The organism is Enterococcus sp. 7F3_DIV0205 (genome assembly GCF_002141365.2).
Lineage (GTDB): Bacteria > Bacillota > Bacilli > Lactobacillales > Enterococcaceae > Enterococcus_L > Enterococcus_L palustris.
The window spans coordinates 3,531,507-3,544,171 of sequence record NZ_CP147244.1 but is presented as its reverse complement, the minus strand read 5'-3'; the positions used below and the strand labels follow the sequence as shown (position 1 = coordinate 3,544,171).

Below are 12,665 nucleotides of genomic sequence, written 5' to 3'. Positions count from 1 at the left end.
TTCTTTATTTTTCTAAAATCTCAACGATCTCATCCATATTTTTAGAACCAAAAACAATTTCTTTATCATCAATGATCATTGCTGGAACACTCATGATTTTTTTCTCTGTCTTCAACTCTGGGAAAACACCGATATCGATCATTTCAGCTTCAACATTATGGTTGATTGAAGCAATTCGCTGACAAGCAGCGACCACATCTGGACAATAATGACAAGTCAATGAAACGAAAATCTGTACTTTCTTCTTAGGTAGTTCTTTGATTTTATTAACGACCGGCTCTTCTATTGGCTGACCAGCGCTTCCGACATTATAAACAGCTAACACGATCGAGTTGACTTCATGTCCACTTGGAATACCACTAAACTTGATACCCGTGTATTCACCTTGGTCATTTAAAACAACTACACTCGGTAATTTATCAATGCCGTATTTCGCTTCTATATCAGAATCAGCACCTTTTTGAACAGTTTCCAGCAAGATTTTGTCGCTTAATGAGGCAAATTCTGTTAGGAATGAATTTAATTCAAGTGATTTTTCTTCACTGCTGTCCATAACTTGTAACAAGGTTACATTCTTCGTCAATTTACCGAAAATACCGCCCAATTGCTCTCTCATTGCATCAGGGAACCATGTGTTATTACCACTTGTTGCTTTAGCTGGTTTCTTCTCTGCTTTTGGTTGGGTTTCTTTATTTTCAGCATGTTGCTTCGCTAAACGTTTTTCCATACGTTCATTGACGATCGGCAAACCAGCTTTTGTTTTTTCTTCTGTGATATATTTTTGTGCATTTGTTGCAGCGATTGCACCATCTGCAACAGCAGTAACGATTTGACGTAATTCTTTGATACGTAAATCTCCAGCTGCATAGACACCCGGTACATTGGTTTCCATATTTTCATTTGTTGGAACATAGCCGCGATCTAATTCGACTTTCCCTTCAAAAATCTCTGTACTTGGTTTGTTCCCTGCAAAAACAAACATACCAAATGTACTATCTGCTGGCGCTTCATATGTTGTTTCTTCACCCGTTTCATTATTAACAAAAACAGCTTTACGAACAAAGTCATCGCCAGTGATTTCTTTGACTTCTGTATTGTAAACAATTTTGATATTTGGGTGTTGTTTAGCTGCTTCTGCTGTTAGTTTTGCACAAGTAAAATCAGGTTCACGAATGATCATCGTCACTGATTTACCGTAACGAGTTAAGTAAACCGCTTCTTCTGCCGCGGCATATCCGCCACCCAGTACGAAAATATCTAATCCTTGGAAAAATTCACCATCACATGTTGAACAATACGCAATCCCACGACCAGTAAATTCAACTTCACCTGGGAAACCGATTTTACGTGCTGAAGCGCCTGTTGCGATGATCACAGCGTAAGCTTGATAGGTTTTAGTTGCCGATTTCACTGTTTTGACAGTTTGGCTTAAATCAACATCAATGATTTCATCTGTCGTAAATTCAACACCGAAATCTAGTGCCTGTAAACGCATATCTTCCATCAGTTCAGGCCCAGTTGTTGCTCGAATCGCTGGATAATTCACGATTTCAGAAGTTGTCGTAACTTGCCCACCAATCTTATCTTTTTCAATAATTAATGTGTCTAACATTGCACGTCCAGCATAAATACCAGCTGATAAAGCTGCTGAACCGCCGCCGATCACGATCAAATCATAAATTTCTTGACTCATATCTGTTCTCCTTTTATAAAATTCATTGTTTTCAGTCTGAAAATTTTAAGAAAGACTCCCCAAATAAGGAAGTCTCATCGTTGTCTATTAAAATGTTTAGATTTTACCAACTAAGTCTAAACTTGGTGCAATTGTTTCTTCACCTGGTTTCCAGTTAGCTGGACAAACTTTATCGCCATGTTCAGCTACAAATTGAGAAGCTTCTAATTTACGAACTAGCTCTTCTGCATTACGGCCGATTCCCATATCGTTGATTTCATATGATTTGATTTCGCCTTCTGGGCTCACAATAAATGTTCCACGGTATGCTTGACCTAAGTCTTCATTTAAAACACCGAAGAAACGAGCAATTTTACCATTCGGATCAGCTAACATTGGGTATTTGATTTTACCGATCGTATCCGTCGCATCCGCCCATGCTTTATGAACAAAGTGGCTATCTTCAGATACAGAATAAACTTCACAATTCAGCTCTTTTAAGTGATCGTAGTGATCTTGCATGTCCCCTAATTCTGTTGGACAAACAAATGAAAAGTCAGCTGGATAGAAGAAGAAAATACTCCATTTACCTAATACGTCTGCCGTTGATACTTTGATAAACTCACCATCTTGGTATGCATCACATTCAAAGTCTAATAGTTTCGTGTTGATTAAGTTCATTTAATTATTCCTCCTAAAATTTAAAAGCGTAATGAGCTCACTTAGTCTAAACTGAGAAGCAGGAAAATATGAATGAGATGTTTTCTATCTCAATCCTATTTTATCTTTTTTCGGAAAGACTAGCCCATGTAGCTAAATATTTTTCTACACTCTTAGCGTATCAATTTAAAATTATTATGTCAATAGAATTATTATAGTTAAGTTATTTTATTTTTGGTATTTTTGTCTTTTATTTGAGAAAATAGCTCTTTCATTCTCAATAACATAAAAAATCAACGTTTATTGTTTGTCTGATCATAATCACACAATAAAATAAAAACAGGACACAGACAGCAGCCTCTATCCTATTATTTCTTTACTTTATTTTACCCAAAAAATTTCTTCAACAATTGAATGACTTCCTGGTTTTCCACTAGTTCACTGTGACTTGTATTTACACCTTTAATCAATACTTCTTGATACTCAGCTACTTGATCGTAGTAAATGTACCTTCCAGAAAAAACACTTTGCACAGGTACTGTGTTGTCAGATGCTGTCTCTTCAACTTCTCCAGCAATATTCAACATCTTGATCGTATCGGGAATATTTTCTTGCTTCGCTAAATAACCTTTTAGTAAATCACTCGTTTCCTTTACTTGTGTAAATGAAGTCACTGCATCATTGTATTTTTTTGATGTATCATTGTAGGGTGTGCCTAAGGTTATTAGTTTAGCTAATTTAGGATCTGACGCTTGCTGAAATTCTTCAAGGTAAGACGTGATCACTAGTCCGCCATTAGAATGACCTAGATAGTTGTACGTTTCGAATGAGTATTTTTTTTGAATATAACTCAGTGCTAGTTGATACCATTTTCCTTGGATCGCTAAGGTTTCATCACTGCTATCTTGAAACGCAATCACAATGATAGGATGTTTTGTTGAATTTTTCAGCTTGCCTTTAGAAGATACAGTACCATCTGTCGCTACAGTAACTTTCAACACATCAGCTTTAGGCTCTATCATTTTGATCAACCCATTGAAGCGATTTACAGTTCCATTTGTTCCAGGAACCAAAATCGTTGGAATGTTAATTTCCACAGGTTCACTCGTTTGTGTAAATTTTTCTGCAAATGCAGTAAAGCTTTTTTGAAATAATAGAAAGAGCATTATAACAACACCTACTATCAAAAATATTTTGTGACACTTTCTTTTTATCCTGTTATTGTTCTTCATGGCGTTCTCCTCCAATAGAGAGAGAGTCTACGCCTTGAAACTTAAATGAAAATTAAACATAAAATAAACGCTCGGTTAAGAACATAAAAATGTTTCATCCATATTTTTGTCTTTATTAAAATGCTTTCCATGAACGTCAATTGCTGCATGCCATTCTTTACATAAATCATGAGGGATTGATTCCGTCAAATGCATAAAATCTTTGCGCATTTCTTCATAGGTTTTATATGGTCCAAAACCTAAACGGTTAAATAAACGAATCGCATATTGATCCGCGATAAACACATTTCGCTCAAAAATATAAAGCAGCATCGCATCTGCTGTTTCTGAACCTACACCTTTAATCGTTAAAAGTTCTTTTCTAAGCGCATCTGTCGAATATGTACGGAATTTATCAAAATCACTATCATGAGAAATAAACCAATCGATCAATGCTTTAATATAGCTACTTTTTTGTTTAAAAAATCCTGCTGGCCGAATTAGTTCTTGCAAAGTCTCCAATTCAATTTCCAGAAGACTTTCTACAGTTAAATATGGCCCCAAATTTCCTAATGCTTTGTGGGCATTTTTTTCTGTCGTTTGCTGAATCAAGATCATCGATACCCAATCAGATAAACGATTCTCATCTTCCCACCAATACTGAAACCCATAATGTTCAACTAAGTTATTTAGCACTTGAAGCTTGTCTCTATCTGTTTTCATTTTTTCCCCTCCTCTATGGCTATGTAAAAAAACTTAGGTCAAAATAATTACATCCTGACCCAAGCCGTATAATGGTTATTCGGTTATTTCTTTTTCTTTTGTGATCATGATTACACCATCGCCTAATGGTAGTAACGTCGAAGTCAAATCTGGATGGGTCATCACAGTATCTAAAAATTGATTCAACTTTCTATGGATCGTTCTTTGGCTACGTGGAATTTCCTCAATTGGATCTAAAATTGTTCCTGCTTGGAAAACATCATCCACCATTAGAACACCACCAACGCGTAGCAAACGTAAACATTCTGGTAAAAATTCAATATATTTGGATTTCGCACTGTCCATAAAAATAAAGTCATAAGGACCCGTTAATGTCGGTAAAACTTCTGCCGCTTGACCTTCTAATAAAGTTACTTTATCTGTCAATCCTAGGCGTTCATAGGTTACTTTCGCTTTTTTGATCATTACATCAAATCGATCGATTGTTGTCACATGTCCGTCATCTCCGACGTATTGTGCCATTAAACTAGAAGAAAAACCGATTGCTGTTCCAATTTCTAAAATATTCTTGGGTTTGATTTGATCTAAGAAAAATTGTAGAAACACAACGGTTTCATGAGGGATGATCGGCACCCCTGCCGCGTGGGCTTCCTCTTCGATAACGCCAAGTTCACCTTGGATCTTTTTTTGTTTATTACGCATAAAATCAACGAGTTCTTTTTTTACAACTGGTCGATGCATCATTTCATTTCGCATACTATCGCTCCTTTTCGCTTCTTTATTATACGAATTGAAGGATATGATGTCAAAAAATAATTTTCATCTGTTTCACTTATACTGTTCTATTCTTTACTGATTTTTTTAGCGATTCGTTCATTCATTTTTCTTTTTAGTTCATTGATCCGTGTTTTAGCCTGCATTTCATGAAGTGTATTTTCAGCAAAAGATCCAACATCTTCTCCAACTAATTGTAAAACAGGTATATTATTTGCAGCGCCTTCTTCAAAAAAGTCTAGTAATTCCAGCATTGGCGGAAGCATGTCCATCCCATCACCTGCGGTAAATTCCCATAAAAATTTTTGAACTTCTTTATAAACAATTTGATAATCAGAAGGAAGCTCCTTTAGGCGTGCCATTTGCCTGTTGTATTCTACCTTATCCGCATGAACTTGTTTGAAATAATTGATGACGTTTTTATTTTTCATCATCTGTTCCCTCCTTTAATCGTTCGATTTGACCTGAAATAAAGGTCCAGCGTTGCCAAAATAATGCGAGTTCTTTCTGACCTGCATCATTTAAAGAATAAAATTTGCGCATCGGTCCAACCGTTGATTTTTTCTTTGTAACTGTGACTAAATTCTTTTTTTCCAAGCGTAAAAGAATCGTATAAACCGTTCCTTCAACAATATCTTCAAACCCATATTCTTGTAAATTATTGGTTATTTCATAACCATACGTTTCATGCCGATTGATAATTTCCAAAATGACACCCTCTAAGACACCTTTGAGCATTTCTGTTATCCCGTTCATAATGTTCATCACCCGTTCTTTCTTTTGATACTTTAGGTTCTTTTATCCTTAAACTACTAAGTAGTGCTAAGTACAGGTATATAGTATAACTTAGTAGGATGTTTGTCAACTACTTTGTTTTACTAAGTAGTTGACTATAAGAAAAGCACTTGTAGTAAAACTATTCTCTAGTTTTACTACAAGTACCTTATTTTCTATTTCTTAATAAAGCAAACCAACCAAATCATCTTTTTCAATATTACCAAAATATTTTTTAAGATCAATCTGATCGACAGCCGCTTCAATTGCTGATTTTTCATATTTTGTGCCTGTCAATATCTCTTCAACATCCTTGATTTCACCTAATCCAAAGAAATCGCCAAAGATTTTGATTTCTTTGATTTCTCCATCTTCTACATTCATTTGCGCATCAATGGAACCAATTGGGAAGCGTTGATGACGTTCTAAGTTGAAGGCTGGTGATTTCCCATAATTCCAATCCCAGTTACGATAATATTCGTCTGAAATCTTGTTGATTTTTTCCCAATCTTCATCCGTTAACTCATATGTTTTCACTTGATCGACAGAGTCAACACCAAAGATTTTCAATAAGATATCTTCACGAAATTCTTCTGTCGTCATATCTTGTTTGTCTGCTGGTAGAAATGGTTTGATATTCGTTACCCGAGAACGAACGGATTTGATTCCTTTAGATTCGATTTTATCTTTGCGAACTTTTAAGGTGTTTACTACTTCATCAATATTACTATCAAACATCAACGTGCCATGAGCAAACATTCTTCCTGCTGTTGCATACATCGCATTTCCAGAAAATTTCATACCATCGATCACTAAATCGTTGCGCCCTTTTAATTCAGCACCAGAAACACCTAGTTCATGCAACGCTTGAATAATTGGTTGTGTTACTTTCGCAAAATCACGAAAAGAATTACCATCATCTGGCATGATAAAACTGAAATTCAAGTTCCCATGATCATGATAAACAGCACCTCCACCGCTTAAACGACGAACCACATGAATTCCATGTTCATCCACATATTCTTTGTTGATTTCTTCAATCGTATTTTGGTTACGACCAATAATAATCGAGGGATCATTAATATAAAATAATAAAATCGGCTCATCTAAAGGTTTTTCTTTTAATAAATACGTCTCGATCGCTAAGTTGACTCTTGGGTCATTGTTTTCATTTGGTACAAAAATCACAGTTCACCACTCCTTAAATTTCAATCACTAAATTTTTCTCTGCTAAACTAACGGACACTTGACTACCAGCAGCATTTTCAGCTTGTTTTTTCAATTCTGCTAATGAACCATGTTGGGGTAAATGAGTCAGGATCAGTTTTTTGACATGAGCCGCTTTAGCGATTTCGCCTGATTCTTTTGAAGTAAAATGGGCATGATGCTGTTCATTTCCTTCAAATAGATAAGTATCAGCTAAAAAGACATCCGCATCTTTGGCAAAATCAACAAAGCTTTCCAAATAACCTGAATCACCTGTGAAAACGAATACCTTCCCTGTTTTTTCTTCTACAAAACGCATTGCATAACATGGAACAGGATGAATTGTTTTCATAAACGTCACAAGAAAAGGCCCTAATTTTAATTCTTCTGCTTCAAAATAGGGAACTGCTTTTGACACGTTTGGCATATTTAAAGACTCAAAATGAACAGGATCATCTGTATGTCCGTAAATAGGTAATATAGGCGTTGGTTCCATCACTGGGTATAGCTGACGATAATATTGTAACACTCCCAGATCAGCAATATGATCATAATGGTAGTGTGACAATATCACAGCATCTAAGGTTAATGGATCAATATGCTCTTCTAAATTAATTAAGGTTGTACTCCCAGCATCTAGTAATAGCTTAAAACCATCTGATTCTAGCAAGTAAGAACTGGTTCCTTCTCCTTTATAAGGATAAGCACCTAAACAGCCTAAAACGGTTATCTTCAACTTCATCGACCTCCTTGATTAGTTTTCACTTAATGGTACCACAAAAAAGGAAATCATTGATAAAAACAGACATGATTGAACAAAAAAAGACTAAAAATAACTTAAACAGTCATTTTTTAGTCTATAAATTTCCATAACATGATTTCAATCAGCGGCGTTGAATCAGCTATCTTTTATTTTCTTTTTTTCAAAAGATATAGAACACCACACAAAACTATAATTCCTCCACCCATGAGCATCAGAGATTTTTTGTTACTCTCTCCCGCTAAAGGCAATTGTTCTTTAATCTGCGTATTCTTTTGGTTATTTTTCATTTCTTTATTCTGGCTATAAACATATGTTACTGTATGGTTTTGTTTTTCAACTATACCTTTTGCATTTTTAGGTAATTTGTTTTCATTTAGTGTATAACCATCTATTATAGGTTTATAATTTGCTATGGAAACATCATATGATGTACCGATATTACCACTAATCGTTTTAGAATCATGGATTTTTTTACCAGCTTCATCTACGTAGTTTATCGTGATCGTCCCTATTTTTGCTGGATTTTTTTTATAAACATACTCTACTGTTATTGGCTTATCACTCAATACTCCTGTCATATGTTCAGGTAACTTGCTTTCATCTAGTGTGTAGCCGTCTAGTGTAAGCTTATACTCGGCACTTGTCGCATCATAGATTTCGCCAATATTTCCACTAATTGATTGAGCGGTGCGGATTTCTGCTCCTGTTTCATCTACATACGTTACAGTGACATCCGCTGCTTTTACTGGATTTTTTGTATAGTTGTACACAACGGTTTGGGCTGTTTCACTTAATGTTCCTTTGGCATTTTCTGGCAAGTTGCTTTCATCTAGTGTGTAGCCGTCTAGTGTAAGCTTATACTCAGCACTTCTCGCATCATAGGTTTCGCCAATATTTCCACTAATTGATTGAGCGGTGCGGATTTCTGCTCCTGTTTCATCTACATACGTTACAGTGACATCCGCTGCTTTTACTGGATTTTTTGTATAATTGTACACAACGGTTTGGGCTGTTTCACTTAATGTTCCTTTGGCATTTTCTGGCAGGTTGCTTTCATCTAGTGTATAACCGTCGAGTGTAAGCTTATACTCGGCACTTGTCGCATCATAGGTTTCGCCAATACTTCCACTAATTGATTGAGCGGTGTGGATTTCTGCTCCTGTTTCATCTACATATGTTACCGTTACATCCGCTGCTTTTACTGGATTTTTTGTATAGTTGTACACAACGGTTTGGGCTGTTTCACTTAATGTTCCTTTGGCATTTTCTGGCAGGTTGCTTTCATCTAGTGTGTAGCCGTCGAGTGTAAGCTTATACTCAGCACTTGTCGCATCATAGGTTTCGCCAATATTTCCACTAATTGATTGAGCGGTGTGGATTTCTGCTCCTGTTTCATCTACATATGTTACAGTGACATCCGCTGCAACTCTAGTGACAGGCTGCCAAACGTACGTATCATTTTTTGGAGCAAGATCAAAATCACTCATCAATTCTCGACTTGTCCAGATATCTGCACCATTAGGATTACCACTTGTACCATCACCAATGTTCTGCCACATTCCAGTATACATATCATTTATAGGAACCAGCGGTAATTCAGGATTAGTACTTGAATTACTGCCTATAAATCTAAAACTTGAACTAAGCTTTAATTCTTTTAATGCGGTAGTATTTTGGAAAAACCTTGATGTTGAGTAGGCATTATTGGAAGATAACCTAGTCATGTCAAATCCAGATAAATCTAAAGACTCTAATGAACTATCCCCCATAAAGACTCCTTGCGCTGAATACATCGGTGACAGATTCCAATTCGATAAGTTTAATGCCTTCAATTTTGTCATGTTTGCAAATGCATAGGTTATTGCAGTTATACTTTGTGTGTTCCATGTTGAAATATCTAGATTCTCCATATTCACACATCCATAAAAAAGAGAAAAAATATCTTGTACTTTAGATGTATCCCAACTCGTTAAGTCTAATGAAACTAGACTGGTACAATCAGCAAAAGTACGCTGCATATTGACTGTATTTGAAGTATCTAGGTAGGAAATATTTTCAATTTCAGTCACATTAGATAGGCCTTCAAACAAGCGTTCCATAATGGCTGATGCTACAACAGGTCCTTCGAAAACAATCTTATTTATGGAATTTCTATAATCAAACCAAGGACTTTGACGATAAAAACCAATTTCCGGGGTATCATCAAATTCACCTTGCTGAATATGAAGTACACCTGTGTCATCTATAGACCAATCACTTGTTCCAAAGGTACCTGCCGCAATATCAGTCGTAGATACATCAAATGTGGAAACTTCTCTTTCACTAGTTTCTTGTGAAACGGTAAAATCAATTGTATCCCGACTATTCGACAATTCAGTTGGATTACTTGTCCCACTGGATTCTGAAGAAACGGTTTCTTCACTTGAAACTTCTACTGCTTCTTTTGAATCATTACTAATCTTAGGGGAACTGCTATCTATTGTTTCGGCTAAAATAATGCTAGGTTGCCAAATACTTATTAATAAAATAAAAAGCAATGTAAAACTCGTTTTTTTCACAACTATTCTCCTATCATATTTTGATGTTAAACCATATTAATCGAAAACGTTCGTTATGTATAGTAAAAGCGTTCTTCTATCTCTATTATATTTATGTTTTTAAATTTTTTTAATATAATAGTTTTACACAACAAAAAATCTCTCTTATTTGACCTTTTAGTAACGAAGAGCAAACAAAAGAGATTTTATTATATAGTGTATTACATATGATTAAAATTTTTCAATTCATTATTCTACACTAATCGGTGCACCTTTTTCTTCACGAGCTGTATCATAAAAACTTGCGATAGCGACATTATGATAAGGAATCACCCATAACAAACCAATCCCAAATGTTAATACACCGATGAAAAACCAACCAATGAAAGATAATTGTAATAAGAAATACTGTCCAAAACGTCCTTTCATCAAAGACAACGCATATTTGATCGTATCTCCTACTGGCAATTTATTATCATCGATTTTTACCCAAACAGCAAATTGGAAAACACCACTCACAAAAACACCTATGAAAGCTGCTAATATAGTAAATAGAAGAATCATTAATGCAACAGTCACATCCCCCGTTGCTTCTCCTTGAATTTCTTTCAATGGAATTTTATTGACCATCATACTAAAGTATAAAACCACTCCTGAAGTTAAAAGGATCGGTAATAATATAATTAAATTCAGTATTGCACCAATAATTGCTTGAATAAGATTGATCAATAACATAGGAATATAAAATTTTCCTTGAAACATAATCCCAAGCATACTTGCATCAGCTTTTCTTCCTCTCAATACTTCCAAGGCACAATAATATGTTGCATAGGTAAGTGCAAAGAAAATGAAGTTATTCAATAAGAATGTGATAACATTACCTGTTGCGCTATCTTCTGGTGCTCTTACAATCATCGATACCACTGCACCGATCAGCATAGTAATCAATGCTGCTAAAAAAGTAATCCAAGCCATCGTTCCCCACTGATCTTTTAATGATATTCGAGCTTGCTCTCGATGCATTGCATTTGTAATCTGACTTTTCATTTGAAACATCTCCTTCTGGTTTAATAACTGCGAAGCTTATCTACCGTTTCTTGATCTAAGCGTTTAACGACTTCTGTCACTAATTTAACTGTATTTAAATAATCATCTTCATGAATCATAGATGTATGAGAATGTAAATAACGAACTGGAACTGTAATTGCCAATGACGGTACACCGTTTCTAGATAAGTGCATTCTGCCGGCATCAGTACCGCCACCTGTGATTACAGTATATTGGAAAGGAATATTATTTTCTTCTGCCACTTGGATCACAAAGTCACGCAATTTTTTATGCGGAATCATTGAAGCGTCGAAAATCAAGATTTGCGGTCCTTTTCCTAATTCAGAGTCCGCTTCTTTAGGCGTCATTCCTGGAGTATCTCCGGCGGTTCCAGTATCTAATGCAAAAGCAATATCTGGATCAACTAGATGAGTACTTGTTTGAGCACCACGTAAGCCAACTTCTTCTTGTACATCGCTTCCAGCAAATAAAATATTAGGATGCCCTTCTGTCGCTAAATTTTCCAAAACTCTTAAAGAAACGGCTGTACCGATACGATTATCCCAAGCTTTAGCCAACATAAACTTAGTATTGTTCATTCGGCGATATTCAATGTAAGGCGTGATCATGTCTCCAGGTTTAATGCCCCACTCAGCCACTTGTTTATCACTAGAAGCACCGATATCTATAAACATGTCTGCTACATCATAAGGTTGTTTTCTAGCTTCTGCCGTTAAAACATGAGGTGGTTTTGAACCAATCACGCCATGAAACAAGTCGCCTTTTCCCGTTTTGATTTGCACTTGTTGCGCCAGCATAACCTGTCCCCACCAACCCCCAAGTGTTTGGAATTTGATAAAACCTTTTTCTGTAATTTGAGTGACCATAAAACCAACTTCATCTAGGTGTCCTGAAAAGAACACTTTAGGGCCTTCTTTATCACCAACACGCTTGGCAATAATACTCCCTAACCCGTCATACATGATTTTATCTGCAAATGGTTCTGCATATTTTTTAAATATCTCTCTGACTTCTCCTTCATTGCCTGGTACTCCTTTAGCATTGGTTAAGTCTATTAATAAACGTTCTTCTTTTTGATCCAAAATATTCCCTCCTAAATTTAAAAGCTGAAAGAACTCGTTCAGCCTTGATAGGAAAATAGAAAAAATTCACTGAGACGCTTTTCGCCCTATGCTATTTTTATCTTTTTTCCCAAAATCTTCAATTTCTAGAACTTTAGCTCTTAGATGTTGATGAGATCGAAGCAATGTCTAATGCTACTCAATTCTCGCTAATCG

12 protein-coding genes are annotated in these 12,665 nt (G+C 35.8%); all 12 read right to left on the bottom strand.

Features of this window, described 5'->3' with window-relative positions; translation table 11 throughout:
- Positions 1 to 4: 4 nt before the first annotated feature.
- The 12 genes from A5821_RS16530 to A5821_RS16475 all read right to left on the bottom strand — a co-directional run bounded on the left by A5821_RS16530 (position 5) and on the right by A5821_RS16475 (position 12,470).
- Positions 5 to 1,693: an FAD-dependent oxidoreductase gene (locus tag A5821_RS16530; protein ID WP_086312059.1), complete on the bottom strand. Its 1,689-nt coding sequence runs from the start codon at positions 1,691 to 1,693 to the stop codon at positions 5 to 7.
- 96 nt (positions 1,694 to 1,789) lie between these two features.
- Complete coding sequence (gene ahpC, locus A5821_RS16525) at positions 1,790 to 2,353, bottom strand: alkyl hydroperoxide reductase subunit C (protein ID WP_086312058.1); 564 nt, start codon at positions 2,351 to 2,353, stop codon at positions 1,790 to 1,792.
- Between the two features lie 365 nt (positions 2,354 to 2,718).
- The gene (locus tag A5821_RS16520; RefSeq protein WP_249921801.1) at positions 2,719 to 3,498 is read right to left on the bottom strand and encodes an alpha/beta hydrolase; all 780 of its coding nucleotides are present in this window, start codon (positions 3,496 to 3,498) and stop codon (positions 2,719 to 2,721) included.
- 141 nt (positions 3,499 to 3,639) lie between these two features.
- Complete coding sequence (locus A5821_RS16515) at positions 3,640 to 4,266, bottom strand: endonuclease III domain-containing protein (protein ID WP_086312056.1); 627 nt, start codon at positions 4,264 to 4,266, stop codon at positions 3,640 to 3,642.
- 75 nt (positions 4,267 to 4,341) lie between these two features.
- Entirely contained in the window at positions 4,342 to 5,022 is a 681-nt protein-coding gene (locus A5821_RS16510) for an O-methyltransferase (protein ID WP_086312055.1), read from the bottom strand.
- Positions 5,023 to 5,108: 86 nt separating this feature from the next.
- On the bottom strand, positions 5,109 to 5,471 hold the full coding sequence (locus A5821_RS16505) for a DUF1048 domain-containing protein (RefSeq protein ID WP_086314265.1): 363 nt from the start codon (positions 5,469 to 5,471) through the stop codon (positions 5,109 to 5,111).
- Positions 5,461 to 5,796 carry a PadR family transcriptional regulator gene (locus A5821_RS16500; RefSeq protein ID WP_086312054.1) on the bottom strand — a complete coding sequence of 112 codons (336 nt, stop codon included), beginning with the start codon at positions 5,794 to 5,796 and terminating at the stop codon, positions 5,461 to 5,463. The genes A5821_RS16505 and A5821_RS16500 overlap by 11 nt, the downstream gene beginning before the upstream one ends.
- Before the next feature lie 201 nt (positions 5,797 to 5,997).
- Positions 5,998 to 7,002, bottom strand: a complete 1,005-nt coding sequence (locus tag A5821_RS16495; RefSeq protein WP_086312053.1) for a lipoate--protein ligase — start codon at positions 7,000 to 7,002, stop codon at positions 5,998 to 6,000.
- Positions 7,003 to 7,015: 13 nt separating this feature from the next.
- Positions 7,016 to 7,756, bottom strand: coding sequence for an MBL fold metallo-hydrolase (locus A5821_RS16490; RefSeq protein ID WP_086314264.1), 741 nt, complete (start codon positions 7,754 to 7,756; stop codon positions 7,016 to 7,018).
- A 173-nt stretch (positions 7,757 to 7,929) separates the two neighbouring features.
- Positions 7,930 to 10,341 carry a MucBP domain-containing protein gene (locus A5821_RS16485; protein WP_339098921.1) on the bottom strand — a complete coding sequence of 804 codons (2,412 nt, stop codon included), beginning with the start codon at positions 10,339 to 10,341 and terminating at the stop codon, positions 7,930 to 7,932.
- Between the two features lie 228 nt (positions 10,342 to 10,569).
- Positions 10,570 to 11,367 carry a DUF975 family protein gene (locus A5821_RS16480; RefSeq protein WP_086312051.1) on the bottom strand — a complete coding sequence of 266 codons (798 nt, stop codon included), beginning with the start codon at positions 11,365 to 11,367 and terminating at the stop codon, positions 10,570 to 10,572.
- A 20-nt stretch (positions 11,368 to 11,387) separates the two neighbouring features.
- Complete coding sequence (locus tag A5821_RS16475) at positions 11,388 to 12,470, bottom strand: M42 family metallopeptidase (RefSeq protein WP_086312050.1); 1,083 nt, start codon at positions 12,468 to 12,470, stop codon at positions 11,388 to 11,390.
- Between the last annotated feature and the right edge of the window lie 195 nt (positions 12,471 to 12,665).